This is a genomic window from Candidatus Nitrosopumilus sp. SW, assembly GCF_006740685.1.
GTDB lineage: Archaea > Thermoproteota > Nitrososphaeria > Nitrososphaerales > Nitrosopumilaceae > Nitrosopumilus.
Genome location: NZ_CP035425.1, coordinates 34,840 through 48,887, shown reverse-complemented (window position 1 = coordinate 48,887; position 14,048 = coordinate 34,840). Strand labels below are relative to the sequence as shown.

Here is a 14,048-nt window from a genome sequence, read left to right as displayed (position 1 = left end):
ATCTGGATATATGTTTTCCAATGATGTTCATCCTTACAAATTTCATGAAAATAAAAAATAGGTTTTGATCAACTATGTGTTTTCTATTCCTAAAACATCATAATACGATTTTGGAATCATCTGTTGTGCCTTGAAAAAGACGTTGTTTGCAGCAGCATCAAGAACATATGTTCTAGCCCAGTCATCCTCACTACGAATAGAGCGTCCAAATCCCTGAAGTAATTTTGTCAAAGTTTGAGAAGTATACCAAAGAGGGAATTTATCCATCTTAGCCTTTGTTCTCTTTTCTTTGTAGTTAGGGTATGGAACCTTGGCAATGATTTGAAAACGAGAAAGATCATCTTTTAGATCAACACCCTCCCAAAGGGAAGAGGAAAGTAAAACACCAGTAGGATCTGAGGCATGTTCAGATATTATTTCATCTTGAGTTTTTCCATCTTTGTTCTTACTATGACAAATTCTAATTCTTCTAGTATTTTTTGGAGAAAGGAATCTCAGAATTTTTTGACATCGAGGAATAGAAGAAGTCAGAATCAATCCACGTTCATTAGAATGCTCATCTAGAATTCGATCAATTGTTTTGATTACTTCTAATTCATCTTCTTCTGTGGAACCATAACTTAGTCTTCTAATGTTTAACAAATCAATTCTTCTATTTTCAATTGGAAATGGAGATTTTGGTGCATCCACAAATGCAACCTCATCTTTATTCAAACCCATATTTTCACAAAAACTTTGTTTGTCGATTGTAGCTGACATGAAAATTTGATATTCTGTTTCAAAAAATTCATTTGCAAATTTTGAAACATCAATAGGTTTTACAGATATTGTTCTAAAATTACCATTCAAATCACGGATAGGATCATTTACAACAAAATTATCTTTATCATTTGCAATGTCAATTTTTGCCTGAGCTGCTCTATCATAACGTCGTTCCAATCTTGAAATCAATTCATAATCAGGATCATTTTCAAATGTAGGGCTTTCCTTAATGTCCTTAATTTTTTTTGCATAAGAATATGCAATATCATCAGTTAAAGAAATCATAGAATCTAAATCTGTAAAATCATATTTGTCGGGATTGAGATTACATTCATCAACCTGCCCAGCAAATATGTCAAACCCTACAAATTGAATGATTTGATCTTCAATTTTGTGAGCCTCATCAAAAACAGATACTTTTCTATCCAAATAATCTTCAAACAATTTTTTATTAAATTTCATAATTTGGAAAAAAGCATGGTAATTCCATAGAGAATGTTTTGAAACTAGTGCATCATATTTTTGAAGATAGTAGTGACATGAATTAGAATCCTGAGTATTTTCCTCAACTTGTTTTATTGTAGGCTTGAATTTGCAAGTCTCAATAACTTCTTTGCCGTTTTTACTGGTACGTTCAAGACATTCTCCTTTTTCACAAGTAAGACCCCACCGCATAGCCCTCCTAGAGTTATCGACTTTTTCAGCAGACATTAACTTCAAACAAGGGAAATTTTGTTTTCCTTTAACTGATTTTAGAAACGGGATGTCTTTGATGTATTGATCTTGAAGATGTTTAGATGCAGTTACAGTAAAGGAACTATCAAAGTATTTTGAAACAGTTGCACCTACTAAAGATTTTCCAACACCTGTAGGCGCACACAAAACAATTTTTTTGTATCCAGACCTAAATTGTTCTTCAATATCTGCAATGATTTCTTTTTGGATATCTCTAGGGGTAAATTGTTCAGGGAATTTTTCTAAAAGGGACAGGATCAACCTTGATTTTCCTTTATATTAAAAGCATGAAGGTTCTTGTAATATCAAAATTATTGTAATCTAGTTTAATATCTAGTAATTACATCAATAGATCATGGAATTACTTGATGATAAGATGAGAGTTTGGTTAGAGAGTGCAAAATTTGTCAAACCAAATCCAGGAGTATATGTGCTATACAATAGAAGTAAACATCCGATATACATTGGAGAAACCAATAATCTCGAAGAGACATTTACAAAGTATGTAGATACAGAATTTGAAGACAATGAATGTATGCAAAAAACCCAATTTTATCAGAGGGTATTTGCAGACAATCCAAAGGAATTGCAATTACAAATAATTGAGCAATTTAGAAATGAGACAAATGAATTGCCTTCATGTAATTCTGAGATCAAAGTAGAAACACATTAAATTCTTTCACTGCATTGCACTGAAGACCTACTGGATTAATAGAAAAAATATGAGAATCCTAACATGGGAAACGCAATGATTTATGCAGGTATTGCAGTTGGCGTAGCAGCATTGGCCGGAATTATGGTCTATGCACATGATAACCAAGAAAATTATCTTAGAGATGACGCAGTACTTGCACCCGCTGCAGAACAAGGTGCATTTTCATCTGACACAGGAATGGTTCAGTTGAATAAAGAACAATGGCATGAAGACCCATTTGGCGACAGAGCAGCTGAAGTTAGAGCAGCATACGAATCCGGTGGATAAACCACCAAGTTTCTTTTTATTTTATTGCTAGCCACAATTCATACCTAGGATTGGAGAAAACAATTAATCTGAGACTGCAGTAATTTAGCAATGCATCAATGTTACTATTGTGAACAGATTTTTGACTCAAAAGAGGCACTATACGACCATGTAGAAGTCCATTCAGACGCTGAAAGAAACAAGGAAATAATGGATAGAAAGAAGAAAACAAAAAAATAGTTTTTCAGCCTCAATTAAAAAAAATAGAGTAAAGGTAAGAAATAATCACATTTAGGTGGTGATATAACAACTTGGTTCCAAAATTATATGGACTGGGTAGAAGCACTATTACGAAAATCATGTGATAGAACACTAACAAAAGGGGAAGTTCTTCATAGTTTGTTTCACATGATCGAAGTTAATGAAAATACTCTTAATCAAATTCAATCAGATAAAAGAGATTTTGGACCAGAGTTAGAAGAGTTGAAACAAACAGAAATCAGAGACATAGATTTTCATCTAAAATACTATCGAAGTTTAGTAAATTACATCAATTCAATTCAAGAAAATAAAATTTTTGAGAAGCAACACTAGTCATCCCAAGATACGGTGTAGGCAACAAATGTTTTAGGTAATGATTTTTTTGTATTGATTCCCCATTCTTCCGAAGTATGACCAGAATTAAGTTCTGATACTTCACCCCAATTGAATTTAGGTAGTTTGGCAGTCTTCATGATTTTTGGAATAATTAAGAGTTAATAAAAAAAGAGACCGCAGTGCAAGGCATCTGTCATTTTAATTGTTCAAATTTCAAATCATATTCAGACAGTTTTTCTAAATTGTTTCCATAATCGGTAGATTCATCATATTCACGGAGTCTTTTTTCTAAAATATCTTGTAATTTTTCAATTTCTTTGGCAATCATTTTTCCAGAATCCTCTTTTGCAAGTTGTTTTCTTTGTTCTTCATTTTTTCCACGTGTAGGAAATGTTTTTCCCTCAAATTTCATTTGTATGTTAGATATGTTTTCACGTTTTACCAATTCTGCTAAATCAAATCGTCCTTGTTCATATTTTAGGAGTTGATCATTTGTTTCAGAAGGTCTAACTGAAGATAATAAAGGACAAAATTCAACAGAAATCTGAATGTTTTTTATGAGAAATAAAATATCACTTCCAATTTTTTCAGAATCAACAGTCCAAGTGAACCCATACTTTATCACACTATGAGAATCCTCATAGGATGCAGGATTATGTTCTGCTTGAAAATCAGACCATTTCAAAGAGTAATTTTTAGTCCAAGAAAGAATCTCAGTTTCAGCCATTATCTTGATAATTTGAGAATTTCAGAATAATTAGATTGTGATTAGGGCTGTTTCCCATCACGTCCACTGAATTTGCCAATAGGTTGTGATGTGTCAAAGCCTAACCAAGAATAATTTTGTGACTCTAGGGATTTGTGAGAATTTTGATGCTCAATTAGCTCAGAATCTCCCCAATCTCCATCAAAAATAAAAGGGCATTTTTCATATTTTCCATTTTTTTGGATACCTTTGCACGTGATTAGCAAACATAGAATATTGAATTTTAGAATTGAAAAATATTTTGTTAAAAAGAGTGTGTTTGACGGCTAATTATTCTAGGGAATGATCGGTTAAGGCAAACGTAGGAATGCCGTCAAACAGATGACTCGACATATCTAGCATAGTTTAGACTAAAAGAAATTGTATGTGATTTTTGAACACACATTCAAGATTCACTAGGCTCAAAATATGTGAGAATTAAGAAATGGATCATTTTTTCAACCCATTTTGATCAAAATACAAGACACATTTTATTTTAAGAATTTTTGAAAATACTAATCATTACAAATATTGGAAGCAAGATGATTGCCTGTTTGATATCTGGCCGTAACTCCCAAAGAGTCGATGCAAAAAAGATATCAAACTTGCTTGCTTTCCAAATCCAAACTATTAATTTCAGATAATTCCAATAATTTTTGATGAATAGTAAATTTTACATGTGGATGGGCATATCAATTGCAGCATTAGCGGCAGGATTCATTCTTTTGTTCAGTTAGCTAGAGTAGTTTTTTTAATTAGAAAGATCAACTTTTACATTGTTTTTTTATTTTATCAAGATTTTTTGAAATAATGTATTGCCATAGGTGTAGCTGGATAGTTGATAATCGCACAAACGCATCACGGCATTGATTATCAACTTTTATCTGTGGCCAATTAATCAGGGTGAGAATTTGAGACATAATCAAATTTTTCTTTGTCAGAAAATAATTCAAAATTATTTTGTTCCAAATCTAAAACATCATGAAATGCAGGACACGAGTTATCAATTGAGAACAACTCTTGACATTTAGGACATTGTATAACCACATGAGAGCCCCAATCACATTCTATCTCATCTATAACTTCAAAAGTAACATCATCATCACAAATACATCTAATTTGATTTTGAAATTTTTGTGGCTCCATAAAATGCAATTTTTAAAATTAAATATAATTTATTAACAATTGATGATTCACAGAAACATGACAGAGTGTCCTACATGTAAACTATCTATGGAGTCTCATTCCACATCAGAATTGATGGAATGTTGTATGAAACAAGTAGGAGATGAATTTAATGAGGAACAAGAAGGAATATGCCCCAATTGTAAACATGACATAAAAAAACATTCAGACAAAGAGCTTGCAGAATGTACTATTGAGTATCTAAAATCAGGGATTCAATAGCCCAGTTAAGATTAAACAATAGAAAAATCAGAAGCAACTATTGAACCAAACTACAAGAGAATTAATCAAGAAGTATTCTCCAATGTGGACTAACAAACAAGTCTGGGAATTTGATCAACTAAATGAAGATTTGAGGTTTGATGCTATCTATGTAAAGCCTCAAGAATATGATGAGAGATTGTGGAAATCAAAATCAGCCCACACAGACTCAGAAATACGTGATATGGTAGTCAGAACATTTGACAATATGTTAGAGGGGGAAGAATTATGGATTTCAAACAAAAATGATAGAAAGATTGACGAGAAATACATCCCTTACCTCATGGCAGTTATGGCCGATGTGATGATTGAAGAAGAGATTTGTTTGAATTTCAGAATTGAAAATGAATGTTTTGTAGTATCAATTGATTCAGATGCAGATGTGATTGATTGTAAGGAATTCTTTGAAGAGTTTTACCATTTAGCCACAGGTTTCAATTATGATACAGATACAGGTATTCCAGAAGATGAGACTGAAGCTGAAATGTATCTAACTAGACTTCAAGAGGAGTTTGATGAAAAAATGAAAAGTGTTCTAGGAGACAAATATTTGCCAGGAAATAATGATCCAGATACAATTAATGCAAAATGATTATCTAAAATACTAGATTATATTTTGAGTAAACATGTCAGAAAGAAGACCCTATAGAAAATTTTCAAAGAAAGGACCTTCACTGACTACTGAACAAAAAATTGAAAAGTTCATTTTAAGAAATTCTGAGAATGGCTATTTTACCAAAGTCACAACAATTCCATACAAGTTTGAAATATCTGAAAGTAAAGCATGGGATATTGTTGGAGAGTTATTATCAAGTGGGAAAATAGAATCAGTCCACGATGACATCTCAGGAGAAATGAAATTATGTAAAACAGGTCAAATGTATTCTATAATGAATTCAGAGCAAAATAGAAAAAGACAAAAATCAAATAATTTTAAAAAGAAAAAATCAAAAACATCATAAAAATATTCTAAACAAATACTTATTTTCAAGAATCAATTCATGGTAACATGGATGATGAGAATTTACCTGCACAGTGTCATCCAATTATAAAACCAAAAAAGAAGAAAGAAGAGAACAAGAAAAATGATACAGTGTAAATTATGTGGTACACCTTTAGGAAAAGAGCCAACAACAAAAGAACTAGAAAAACATTGGAAAAAACACCACAGTTGGCATTGGGAATCAAATAAGGAAAAAACACCAGAAGAAGCGTTATTGAAAAAAAGAGACTAACAACGTCTTGGAATAGTGGCCGTTTATAGCATGCCTAGACCACTAATCGAAGACGTTACTACTAGTATGGATTCAAAATATAAAAAAACAAACAAATGATTTCTAAACATTTGTTTAAAATAAAATCATATTTGAAACTAATTTACAGAATAACAAGCAGGTAATTTATCAATTTTGTACTGCATTTACACATTATGAAAGAAGATTTTGCAGAGTATACCAAATGTACAACATGCGGAGTTGCATTACTATATTGTGACTGCAACTGTCCATATTGTGGTAAAAGAGAAGCCTGTGAGTGTGAAATATCTTCATTGAGAATCACACCTTGATTCTCTTTTTGTTTTCTAAGAAAATTATTTTTGTATCCACAATACAAAAAAATTAACTTTAGATCTATTCGTTTAATTCCATTAGAAAGAATTAATGTGAGATTTTTTTAATGATTTTATGTCATTCGAGATTGACTGGAGAAAAAATTTTTACGGTATTTCGTGGGCACATGAAAAAGACAGAATAGTAGTTTCAATCGTTTTTGAAGATAAAGATGAGGCAGTAGAAATTTCAAAGAATATTGAAAACTGGAGTGAGAAATTTACAAGATTAACAATTATTGAAAAAGAAGAAGATGAATTTGCAATATGCTGCTATCAAGATCCGCAAGTTTCAAAGACGGACAAACATATCGGATTGTTTAGGACAGGAATGAGGCAAAGCAGTGGATATAATCAAGTAAAACCAGTCATAGAAGAAAAGGCGCCACTTTTACAAATTGCTTTTGCAGCAGATGCCATAGACATAACCACATATGAAGAAGTATCAAAACTCATCCCAATCAGAAAATTTAGAATTATCAATGAAAAAGATTTGAAAAAACAAGAATTTTACTATGAAAAAATGTCAACTTTGTAAAATAAAGAAATGGTAGGATTCAAAATAAATTTGAATCATACCATCTATGGTCGGGTAACAATAATTATGAGAATTCAATATAAAGAATAACTATTGATTTGTTCATATTTTTGATACTGATGAATCGTTCATTCTTGTTAAATAGAAAATATCCAATATCAAATCATGAATAATAACAATTACAGTCCATCATGGGAAGAAGCAATTGGTCTTTCATGGCTAATATCTGAGGAGTAACATGCCTGGATTCACATGCAGTACATACTGCTAGTGCAAAAAAACAAGAAGCATAGATGAAACTCCTTAGAAAAATCTAAGGAGTGTTTTTTCATTTTAATACATAAATTCAACAATCAAAAAAATAAAGACATGCACTGTGACGATAAGAGAACATTATTTGTTTTAAAACAAGGAATTCAAGAAACATGGGATTTGTTAAAAAAATCAGATTTTACTGATGAATTTTTGATGAAAAAACTCAACAGTGAGATACAAGAGTATTTTGAATATAAAAAAACATCAAACTAATGTAGTTCTTAAGTAATATCTAGATTAAAAATAGGTGAATTAAAAATTGTCAGTACTAGAACACACCAAAGAATGTCAATATAGAATGGACAACGATATGCCTCACACTAACTGCTATTGTAAATGTCACAAAATTATCATGGCAGATTCTGTAAAGATGGAATCAAGAACTTTTTGACTCTTTTTGAGGCTCAAAATTTTCAATGATTTCAGTCACACGTAGCAATATTGTCTCTTTAATCTGATCTTGAGTCATACCTGAAGTATGCATGAGTTTCATTTGATCAAGTAATGCAAAATGGACACGTCCTTGAAGATAATCAATTATGCCATATCCTTGTTTTGGAAACTCTGTCACAAATAATTCATGTTCAGAAAAATCTGAAGGATTATCAGTCATGAATTAATTAATCAAAAACCAGTTATAAAATTTCCAAATATTCATTAAACTACACTAATCATTCACCATATGACAGAATTTGTCCACAAACCATATGACAAAATCTATGTCAGAGATATGATCAAGTTAGATTTAGACGATCTGATTGGTATGATGTCTTCACTAGAATCTGCTAACGCGTATTGGGCAGATGGAGTACTTTTTGCCAGTTTTGCAATGACAGAGTCAGAAGAATTGGCCAAAAAAGAGATGCAAAATGAAATGTATCTTGACAAAATCATTTTTGCAAAGTATGAAAACTATACTAAGACAGTAAAATCCTCAACTAATCTTGAGATTGGAGTACTAAATATGCGTAAAAGCAAGTTGTACAGAGACTTGATTGCATGGTTAAAATCACAGCCCATCTGGAATGAATAATTCTAGAATCAAAATTTTCAGTCTAGTTTGAAAGAATTCTATGATCCATGTGCATCATCAAACATTGCAAATGAATTTCTTCATCAGTAGTATGTCCAAGTTTTCCACATGTGAATTGATTTGGTTTAAAACAAACACTGCATTTCTTGTACACTTGTAATTGTTCGCCACATTTCCTACAAGAAAGATCTTTCATAGAACTTTTTTGTTGAAAATGGATTTAAACCATGGTAAAATTAGAACAGACTAATTAGGTCATGCTAATTAGTTACCACTAATTAGAAGGGACTAATTTTCAAAGCATTTAATAGAAAATTTTTCTAAAACTTATCATGGAAAAAAACTGTAAAGTTTGTGGAAAAAATTTCAACACAAATTCAAATATCTGTTCTATGGAATGTACATTGATTTCCGGATACTAATTTTAAAATAACATTCACGTAATGAGTAATTGTGAGTAAAGATACTGATACCACAGAAAGAATTTTTGAGTATATCAAAAACAGATCAGAAATTAGTGAAACAACTGCAATTAGACACATTCACAGAAGGTTTGGCATAGTGGAAGAAGAAATCGAAGAAATTCTAGATAAGTTATTTGATGAAAACAAAATCAGAAAAATCTATGATGAAGAATACCAAGAAAACAGATTTGAGACACAATCATCAAATCAATCTTTTTAAGAGAATGAATTAACAAAAAAGTATGATACTAAAATCAGAAAAATCAATAAAAGAATATCTAAAAAAATTACCAGATGATACAATTATCAGATATTATTTGGATGTAGAGTATAGCCCATTCCCAATCCTAGTAATTGAAGAGTACACAAGACGTTTTAAGAAAAAGACAAAAAGTGAGATTATCAAGGATTTAAAATTTCAAGGTAGGTTAGCACGTAAGAAAACCCAAGAATTAGGTAAAATGGCAAAAAGTCACAAACTTGTTGATGATGTAACTAAACAAAAATCAGATGAAATTATCAAGCACGCAAAAAAGAAAGGATTTGAGATCGGCCAAATAATATCAAAGGAGAGAGCAAAACTTACTACCAAACTCAAAAAATCTACAAAATCAAACGCAGTTAAAAAGCAAATTTCAAAGAAACTAAGGACACCTACACAAAAACATCTTGAAGAATTGGAAAAACTTGGAAAATTAAAAAAACAAGGATTAATCACAGCAAAGGAATTTCAAGATACAAAAAAGAAGATTTTATCAAAAATCTAAACTAGAGATTCCACAATAGAGCCATAACACCATAAAAAACAACTATAGACACACCGATTAAAATAACGCCAATCGTGGATTTTTTCATATTAATCCCCTTGGTTTGTTTTGAACAGTGAAATCGAATTTTGAAGTATTTTTCTGTTTAAATCAACAAAAGTATTATAATTATCATTTAGTGTTTTTGCATAATTTTTACCTTGTTCAATATTTGTAATTGTCATTTTATGAAATATGGAACGAAATTTTATTGTCTCATCAGACATGTTTTCGATTATATCTTTTACATTACCAGGAAAGGAATAATCAAAACCAGATTTGTGAATAAATTCTTTTTGAAGAGATAGTTGGGAAGTAACATAGTTTTTCCATAATTTGTAATATTCATTTTGCAAATCAAACAAAGTTTGTTGAATATGAGGTACATTTTGTTCCAATTCTAGAAAATATTTTTTGTTTATTTTTTCAAATAATTCAAAATTATCATTTTGATATTTTTCAGACATGGTTTTTTTGTAAATTCTGCGAATTTAAACTAGAGGGTTAAATTCAAACATAAAATTATTCTTAAAATGAAATGAATATACACTAGTAAATTATAGAAAAAAGCCTAATGATTACATTTGAAAATAGAGTTCGCTATGAATACAAGATAAAAACAGCTAAAGTCGATACACTAGCAAAATCAATTTTGACACATAGAGATCCTAAAAGTCAAGAAGCTAATGATGCATCAAAATTTCTAGATGTGTTGATTGCAGAAATCGACAGATTTTATGAAGAAAATAGTGATCTATTATCAAAAAAAGGTAAAAGGCCTCACCCACGTTCACGTTTACCAGAAAACAAAGAATGGAATGAGAATGTCGAAAAATATTATGAGAAAAATCCTCGAAAAAGACCTAAAAAATAAAATAAAAAAAGGTTAGTTTTTTGGAATTATTTCATTAATGGCAAGATGCACAAGTACAACCTTCGCCACAATTACAAACTCCATCTTCAGAACAAGTACAACTATCTTCTCCTGCACTACACGTCATAGAATCATCTCCACAGTTACATCCGTGTTGACCATCTCCACAGTTACATCCGTGTTGACCATCTCCACAGTTACATCCGTGTTGACCATCTCCACAGTTACATCCGTGTTGACCATCTCCACAGTTACATCCGTGTTGACCATCTCCACAGTTACATCCGTGTTGACCATCTCCACAGTTACATCCGTGTTGACCATCTCCACAGTTACATCCGTGTTGACCATCTCCACAGTTACATCCTGCGCCACATGAACATTGACCAGATTCACCGCATGTGCAGTTTTCTCCAGTACAAGAACATCCTTCACCACAAGAACAGGTTCCATCTTCTGAACAATTACAACCCATTCCGTGTTTCATATCTCCGCAAGAGCATCCGTGCATTCCATCTCCACAATTACATCCTGGACAGTCACATCCATCGGCACCACAATCACATCCTTGATGATGTTTATCAGCCATCATCTTTTTCATATGCTTCATGTGATCTTTGAAGTCCATAGATTGCATCATTTCATACATTCTATCAAACATCTTCATCATGTTAGATTTTTCAGAATCTGTCATTGAATCCCATGCAGATAAAAGTTGCATTCTATGAAGTTCAAATAATTTTTCCATTTTGGACATAGCCATTTGTGAGGTTATGTGAGAATCACTCAATGCAGGTAATGATTTGCGCTCTCCTGGAGAAGTAAAGTCTTGAGGAGTACATAGTCTATCACCGCAAACTTTGTCTTTAGTAGCCATTCCATACTTCATACTTTTTGTACCTTTAGCTTTTACAGCATCAGCAGTTTGTATGAAATCGATTTGAGCAACAATTGCCATCGACAAAACAATAGCAACTAGAAACAAAGCAGTGTATCGAGTTTTCATTATTAAAACAAAATTTGAATTTCTTAATAATAAGGATGTGTATTTCCAGCATTGAAAATTACATCTGTCTTTTTATGGATAAAAGAATAATTTGACAAGAATCCCAAATTTGGGAAATACAAATATTGTTTTTAGGATTAAGTTCACATTTTGAGACAATGGAGAATACTCCAAATCATACTCTCAGAGAAGAGATTGATGAAGAATATATCAGATCAGAAGAGAAGATCAAAGTCATAGAAGAATTATTTCAAGAAATTAATGATTAGTTAAGAAACCTAACTAATCATCATCAAAGTCATAATCATCGTCATCATAACATTCGATGAAATCAAATTCTTCGTATTTCATAATTTACGATTAATTTCAAAGTAATTAGATCTTCAGTAAATGAACTATGATAGTCTATGATTCTATATAGTTACATTAAATCTAGAAATTCTCAAATATCGTCATACTAAAACCACAACTATGGAAAATCCAACTGAGATTAATTCAGTGTATTGGGATGAAAAAACAAAATCTTGGCAATACAAGGTTGTTCCAGTTGAAGAATATCACGGATTTACAGAATGCCAGCATTGTAGAAGACCGATGTCTCACAACATAAAGAGTGATGGAGAATTTAAAGTGGTTTATGTGAAATGTGGATGTGTAAGAGAATAACTATTTTCCATAAGACATGTAAATCAAAACTCCAGATAAGATAACTATCAAAATTGCAGGAGGCACCCAAGATTTCATGACATCACTTCGTTGTTTAGATAATATTTTTCTAATCTCTCGTGTAGGGGTTCAAGATAGTCATCACAGTGTTTGACAAATTCTTGACGAGTGTTCTTTTCGCTACTGACAAGTATTACTACTTGGTTAATTTTTTGTCCTGTAACTTCATGGAACATTTGAGCATAGCAGGTAGTTTGTAAATAATATTCATACATGTATTCATCAACTTGGGGTTTTCTTTTTGTCTTGTAATCAATAATGGATAATTCACCATTGTACCTTGCAATGAGATCACTAGTTCCAGCAACCTTCAGTTTATCGGAATACATTCTTTGTTCGATACATGTAACATCAGAGATATTTTCCAAGTATGGTTTTAGATTATGAAAGTGAGCAATAGGAAGTAAATCAAATTCTTCCAAGTTCAGTTTACTACTCAAATAATCTTCAATTATTTGATGTGATTGGGTACCAATGTGTTGAGATTGTGTTGTGATATATTCATGAGCAGGTTCATTTTCCTTCCAGGAAGCAAGACCGTTTTTCTTTTCTTCAGGAGCAGTTGCAGACAAGATTGTGTTTATTGAAGGATAGATTTTATCGAATTTTGTTTGGTACCAATGCCCATCTTCTCTATCAAGCAGAGTGGGCTCTCGTGTCTTTAACATCTGAGCAAAATTAGGCATAAATTGATTTAGAACACTAGTAATTTAATGCTAAACTTTAACAAAAGTTACATGGTTTGTCTATCACACATTTACTAATTGAGTGGGATTGGATGAAATTTACAAAAATTATTGGAGTGATCCTAATCGGTGTAGGGGTTTGGGCCATTAATGTTTCATTTCAAACATACCTGCTAAATGCCGAAGATCTTTTACAAGATGAAACAGGAAAGATGTTGGAATCTGTAAAAAATTTCTGTCCATATTATGACCCTAATGATAAAGATACGTTTGAACCATGTCAGAGAGCATTTGACACTATGAGAACTACATGGAATATTGTTGGTACGGGATTGTTTGTAGGAGGAATTTTGTCATATTACAAATGGCTTTTGCAATTACTTGAGATTATTCGAGATAGATTGTTAAGATAACAAGTTTATGATTTGACATCACACTCCATATAGGGGGATTTCTTAGAGGAATGTATGATTCAAGGAGCTCCAAAATACGTAATGATCGGATTTTTTGCATTAGGTGTGCTCATAGTTGGTTTTTCAGTATGGGCTTTGTTCTTAACAGACATACCACAAGAACAATTCCAAGAAGATCCTAGATTTGAAGAGGAGTATGTAAAATATTATGAATGGAACATTCTATTTGGTTCTGCATTAATCGGCATTGGTTGGATTATTGCATTTTTAGGACGTAAAATGAGAAATCAAGGTTCTAAACTATCAGGAACCTAAGAATGAGTATTTTCAAT

Annotated in this window: 27 protein-coding genes; 18 read left to right on the top strand and 9 right to left on the bottom strand. The window is 31.7% G+C overall.

Annotated features, from left to right (window positions below; genetic code table 11):
- Window positions 1-72: 72 nt before the first annotated feature.
- Window positions 73-1,758: a helicase C-terminal domain-containing protein gene (locus Nisw_RS00280; protein WP_185736627.1), complete on the bottom strand. Its 1,686-nt coding sequence runs from the start codon at window positions 1,756-1,758 to the stop codon at window positions 73-75.
- Between the two features lie 94 nt (window positions 1,759-1,852).
- On the opposite strand from Nisw_RS00280, the gene Nisw_RS00275 reads away from it, so the two are divergent.
- From Nisw_RS00275 to Nisw_RS00265, 4 genes are all read left to right on the top strand, one after another.
- A complete protein-coding gene (locus Nisw_RS00275) occupies window positions 1,853-2,170 on the top strand; it encodes a hypothetical protein (protein WP_141975473.1) in 318 nt (105 codons plus the stop codon).
- 63 nt (window positions 2,171-2,233) lie between these two features.
- On the top strand, window positions 2,234-2,479 hold the full coding sequence (locus Nisw_RS00270) for a hypothetical protein (protein WP_141975472.1): 246 nt from the start codon (window positions 2,234-2,236) through the stop codon (window positions 2,477-2,479).
- A gap of 90 nt (window positions 2,480-2,569) precedes the next feature.
- Window positions 2,570-2,698: a hypothetical protein gene (locus Nisw_RS09335; protein WP_255430784.1), complete on the top strand. Its 129-nt coding sequence runs from the start codon at window positions 2,570-2,572 to the stop codon at window positions 2,696-2,698.
- Between the two features lie 87 nt (window positions 2,699-2,785).
- Window positions 2,786-3,052, top strand: coding sequence for a hypothetical protein (locus tag Nisw_RS00265; protein ID WP_141975470.1), 267 nt, complete (start codon window positions 2,786-2,788; stop codon window positions 3,050-3,052).
- On the opposite strand, the gene Nisw_RS08990 is transcribed toward Nisw_RS00265, so the two are convergent.
- The 3 genes from Nisw_RS08990 to Nisw_RS00250 all read right to left on the bottom strand — a co-directional run bounded on the left by Nisw_RS08990 (window position 3,049) and on the right by Nisw_RS00250 (window position 4,946).
- Entirely contained in the window at window positions 3,049-3,192 is a 144-nt protein-coding gene (locus tag Nisw_RS08990; protein WP_185736626.1) for a hypothetical protein, read from the bottom strand. The genes Nisw_RS00265 and Nisw_RS08990 overlap by 4 nt on opposite strands.
- A gap of 56 nt (window positions 3,193-3,248) precedes the next feature.
- The gene (locus Nisw_RS00260; protein ID WP_185736625.1) at window positions 3,249-3,782 is read right to left on the bottom strand and encodes a hypothetical protein; all 534 of its coding nucleotides are present in this window, start codon (window positions 3,780-3,782) and stop codon (window positions 3,249-3,251) included.
- Between the two features lie 912 nt (window positions 3,783-4,694).
- Window positions 4,695-4,946, bottom strand: coding sequence for a hypothetical protein (locus Nisw_RS00250; RefSeq protein WP_141975466.1), 252 nt, complete (start codon window positions 4,944-4,946; stop codon window positions 4,695-4,697).
- Between the two features lie 57 nt (window positions 4,947-5,003).
- Between Nisw_RS00250 and Nisw_RS00245 the strand changes: the two genes are divergently transcribed.
- The 7 genes from Nisw_RS00245 (at window position 5,004) to Nisw_RS09330 (ending at window position 8,099) form a co-directional block, all read left to right on the top strand.
- Window positions 5,004-5,207, top strand: a complete 204-nt coding sequence (locus Nisw_RS00245; protein ID WP_141975464.1) for a hypothetical protein — start codon at window positions 5,004-5,006, stop codon at window positions 5,205-5,207.
- A gap of 40 nt (window positions 5,208-5,247) precedes the next feature.
- Complete coding sequence (locus Nisw_RS00240; protein WP_141975462.1) at window positions 5,248-5,838, top strand: hypothetical protein; 591 nt, start codon at window positions 5,248-5,250, stop codon at window positions 5,836-5,838.
- Window positions 5,839-5,872: 34 nt separating this feature from the next.
- A complete protein-coding gene (locus tag Nisw_RS00235) occupies window positions 5,873-6,208 on the top strand; it encodes a hypothetical protein (RefSeq protein WP_141975460.1) in 336 nt (111 codons plus the stop codon).
- A gap of 123 nt (window positions 6,209-6,331) precedes the next feature.
- A complete protein-coding gene (locus Nisw_RS08985; RefSeq protein ID WP_185736624.1) occupies window positions 6,332-6,481 on the top strand; it encodes a hypothetical protein in 150 nt (49 codons plus the stop codon).
- A gap of 450 nt (window positions 6,482-6,931) precedes the next feature.
- Window positions 6,932-7,393 (top strand): hypothetical protein, encoded by a 462-nt coding sequence (locus Nisw_RS00230; protein WP_141975459.1) that lies wholly within the window; start codon window positions 6,932-6,934, stop codon window positions 7,391-7,393.
- 369 nt (window positions 7,394-7,762) lie between these two features.
- Window positions 7,763-7,921, top strand: a complete 159-nt coding sequence (locus Nisw_RS08980; RefSeq protein WP_185736623.1) for a hypothetical protein — start codon at window positions 7,763-7,765, stop codon at window positions 7,919-7,921.
- Window positions 7,922-7,967: 46 nt separating this feature from the next.
- The gene (locus tag Nisw_RS09330; protein ID WP_255430783.1) at window positions 7,968-8,099 is read left to right on the top strand and encodes a hypothetical protein; all 132 of its coding nucleotides are present in this window, start codon (window positions 7,968-7,970) and stop codon (window positions 8,097-8,099) included.
- Here the strand turns inward: Nisw_RS09330 and Nisw_RS00225 are convergent.
- On the bottom strand, window positions 8,085-8,321 hold the full coding sequence (locus Nisw_RS00225) for a hypothetical protein (RefSeq protein WP_141975457.1): 237 nt from the start codon (window positions 8,319-8,321) through the stop codon (window positions 8,085-8,087). The genes Nisw_RS09330 and Nisw_RS00225 overlap by 15 nt on opposite strands.
- Before the next feature lie 69 nt (window positions 8,322-8,390).
- Here Nisw_RS00225 and Nisw_RS00220 point away from each other — a divergent pair, with 69 nt between their 5' ends.
- On the top strand, window positions 8,391-8,741 hold the full coding sequence (locus Nisw_RS00220) for a hypothetical protein (protein WP_141975455.1): 351 nt from the start codon (window positions 8,391-8,393) through the stop codon (window positions 8,739-8,741).
- A 22-nt stretch (window positions 8,742-8,763) separates the two neighbouring features.
- On the opposite strand, the gene Nisw_RS08975 is transcribed toward Nisw_RS00220, so the two are convergent.
- Window positions 8,764-8,937, bottom strand: a complete 174-nt coding sequence (locus Nisw_RS08975; protein ID WP_185736622.1) for a hypothetical protein — start codon at window positions 8,935-8,937, stop codon at window positions 8,764-8,766.
- 257 nt (window positions 8,938-9,194) lie between these two features.
- Here Nisw_RS08975 and Nisw_RS00215 point away from each other — a divergent pair, with 257 nt between their 5' ends.
- Together Nisw_RS00215 and Nisw_RS00210 are read left to right on the top strand one after the other, a co-directional pair.
- Window positions 9,195-9,425, top strand: a complete 231-nt coding sequence (locus Nisw_RS00215; protein WP_141975453.1) for a hypothetical protein — start codon at window positions 9,195-9,197, stop codon at window positions 9,423-9,425.
- Between the two features lie 22 nt (window positions 9,426-9,447).
- On the top strand, window positions 9,448-9,972 hold the full coding sequence (locus tag Nisw_RS00210) for a hypothetical protein (protein ID WP_141975451.1): 525 nt from the start codon (window positions 9,448-9,450) through the stop codon (window positions 9,970-9,972).
- An 89-nt stretch (window positions 9,973-10,061) separates the two neighbouring features.
- Here the strand turns inward: Nisw_RS00210 and Nisw_RS00205 are convergent, their stop codons facing one another.
- On the bottom strand, window positions 10,062-10,478 hold the full coding sequence (locus tag Nisw_RS00205; protein ID WP_141975449.1) for a hypothetical protein: 417 nt from the start codon (window positions 10,476-10,478) through the stop codon (window positions 10,062-10,064).
- A gap of 107 nt (window positions 10,479-10,585) precedes the next feature.
- Here Nisw_RS00205 and Nisw_RS00200 point away from each other — a divergent pair, with 107 nt between their 5' ends.
- Window positions 10,586-10,885 carry a hypothetical protein gene (locus Nisw_RS00200; RefSeq protein WP_141975447.1) on the top strand — a complete coding sequence of 100 codons (300 nt, stop codon included), beginning with the start codon at window positions 10,586-10,588 and terminating at the stop codon, window positions 10,883-10,885.
- Window positions 10,886-10,919: 34 nt separating this feature from the next.
- Here Nisw_RS00200 and Nisw_RS00195 read toward each other — a convergent pair whose 3' ends face one another.
- The gene (locus Nisw_RS00195) at window positions 10,920-11,891 is read right to left on the bottom strand and encodes a hypothetical protein (RefSeq protein ID WP_141975445.1); all 972 of its coding nucleotides are present in this window, start codon (window positions 11,889-11,891) and stop codon (window positions 10,920-10,922) included.
- A gap of 471 nt (window positions 11,892-12,362) precedes the next feature.
- Here Nisw_RS00195 and Nisw_RS00190 point away from each other — a divergent pair, with 471 nt between their 5' ends.
- Complete coding sequence (locus Nisw_RS00190) at window positions 12,363-12,557, top strand: hypothetical protein (protein WP_141975444.1); 195 nt, start codon at window positions 12,363-12,365, stop codon at window positions 12,555-12,557.
- Between the two features lie 74 nt (window positions 12,558-12,631).
- Here Nisw_RS00190 and Nisw_RS00185 read toward each other — a convergent pair whose 3' ends face one another.
- The gene (locus Nisw_RS00185) at window positions 12,632-13,303 is read right to left on the bottom strand and encodes a PD-(D/E)XK nuclease family protein (protein WP_141975442.1); all 672 of its coding nucleotides are present in this window, start codon (window positions 13,301-13,303) and stop codon (window positions 12,632-12,634) included.
- A 92-nt stretch (window positions 13,304-13,395) separates the two neighbouring features.
- Between Nisw_RS00185 and Nisw_RS00180 the strand changes: the two genes are divergently transcribed.
- Window positions 13,396-13,716, top strand: a complete 321-nt coding sequence (locus Nisw_RS00180; RefSeq protein WP_141975440.1) for a hypothetical protein — start codon at window positions 13,396-13,398, stop codon at window positions 13,714-13,716.
- 54 nt (window positions 13,717-13,770) lie between these two features.
- On the top strand, window positions 13,771-14,031 hold the full coding sequence (locus tag Nisw_RS00175) for a hypothetical protein (protein ID WP_141975438.1): 261 nt from the start codon (window positions 13,771-13,773) through the stop codon (window positions 14,029-14,031).
- The last annotated feature ends 17 nt before the right edge of the window (window positions 14,032-14,048 follow it).

What these genes read in the sequence shown, in the direction of transcription:
- Nisw_RS00275 (WP_141975473.1), top strand. Translation starts at nt 1,853, where the DNA reads ATGGAATTACTTGATGATAAGATGAGAGTTTGGTTAGAGAGTGCAAAA.
- Nisw_RS00270 (WP_141975472.1), top strand. Translation starts at nt 2,234, where the DNA reads ATGGGAAACGCAATGATTTATGCAGGTATTGCAGTTGGCGTAGCAGCA.
- Nisw_RS09335 (WP_255430784.1), top strand. Translation starts at nt 2,570, where the DNA reads ATGCATCAATGTTACTATTGTGAACAGATTTTTGACTCAAAAGAGGCA.
- Nisw_RS00265 (WP_141975470.1), top strand. Translation starts at nt 2,786, where the DNA reads ATGGACTGGGTAGAAGCACTATTACGAAAATCATGTGATAGAACACTA.
- Nisw_RS08990 (WP_185736626.1), bottom strand. Translation starts at nt 3,192, where the DNA reads ATGAAGACTGCCAAACTACCTAAATTCAATTGGGGTGAAGTATCAGAA.
- Nisw_RS00260 (WP_185736625.1), bottom strand. Translation starts at nt 3,782, where the DNA reads ATGGCTGAAACTGAGATTCTTTCTTGGACTAAAAATTACTCTTTGAAA.
- Nisw_RS00250 (WP_141975466.1), bottom strand. Translation starts at nt 4,946, where the DNA reads ATGGAGCCACAAAAATTTCAAAATCAAATTAGATGTATTTGTGATGAT.
- Nisw_RS00245 (WP_141975464.1), top strand. Translation starts at nt 5,004, where the DNA reads ATGACAGAGTGTCCTACATGTAAACTATCTATGGAGTCTCATTCCACA.
- Nisw_RS00235 (WP_141975460.1), top strand. Translation starts at nt 5,873, where the DNA reads ATGTCAGAAAGAAGACCCTATAGAAAATTTTCAAAGAAAGGACCTTCA.
- Nisw_RS08985 (WP_185736624.1), top strand. Translation starts at nt 6,332, where the DNA reads ATGATACAGTGTAAATTATGTGGTACACCTTTAGGAAAAGAGCCAACA.
- Nisw_RS00230 (WP_141975459.1), top strand. Translation starts at nt 6,932, where the DNA reads ATGTCATTCGAGATTGACTGGAGAAAAAATTTTTACGGTATTTCGTGG.
- Nisw_RS08980 (WP_185736623.1), top strand. Translation starts at nt 7,763, where the DNA reads ATGCACTGTGACGATAAGAGAACATTATTTGTTTTAAAACAAGGAATT.
- Nisw_RS00225 (WP_141975457.1), bottom strand. Translation starts at nt 8,321, where the DNA reads ATGACTGATAATCCTTCAGATTTTTCTGAACATGAATTATTTGTGACA.
- Nisw_RS00220 (WP_141975455.1), top strand. Translation starts at nt 8,391, where the DNA reads ATGACAGAATTTGTCCACAAACCATATGACAAAATCTATGTCAGAGAT.
- Nisw_RS08975 (WP_185736622.1), bottom strand. Translation starts at nt 8,937, where the DNA reads ATGAAAGATCTTTCTTGTAGGAAATGTGGCGAACAATTACAAGTGTAC.
- Nisw_RS00210 (WP_141975451.1), top strand. Translation starts at nt 9,448, where the DNA reads ATGATACTAAAATCAGAAAAATCAATAAAAGAATATCTAAAAAAATTA.
- Nisw_RS00205 (WP_141975449.1), bottom strand. Translation starts at nt 10,478, where the DNA reads ATGTCTGAAAAATATCAAAATGATAATTTTGAATTATTTGAAAAAATA.
- Nisw_RS00200 (WP_141975447.1), top strand. Translation starts at nt 10,586, where the DNA reads ATGATTACATTTGAAAATAGAGTTCGCTATGAATACAAGATAAAAACA.
- Nisw_RS00195 (WP_141975445.1), bottom strand. Translation starts at nt 11,891, where the DNA reads ATGAAAACTCGATACACTGCTTTGTTTCTAGTTGCTATTGTTTTGTCG.
- Nisw_RS00190 (WP_141975444.1), top strand. Translation starts at nt 12,363, where the DNA reads ATGGAAAATCCAACTGAGATTAATTCAGTGTATTGGGATGAAAAAACA.
- Nisw_RS00185 (WP_141975442.1), bottom strand. Translation starts at nt 13,303, where the DNA reads ATGCCTAATTTTGCTCAGATGTTAAAGACACGAGAGCCCACTCTGCTT.
- Nisw_RS00180 (WP_141975440.1), top strand. Translation starts at nt 13,396, where the DNA reads ATGAAATTTACAAAAATTATTGGAGTGATCCTAATCGGTGTAGGGGTT.
- Nisw_RS00175 (WP_141975438.1), top strand. Translation starts at nt 13,771, where the DNA reads ATGATTCAAGGAGCTCCAAAATACGTAATGATCGGATTTTTTGCATTA.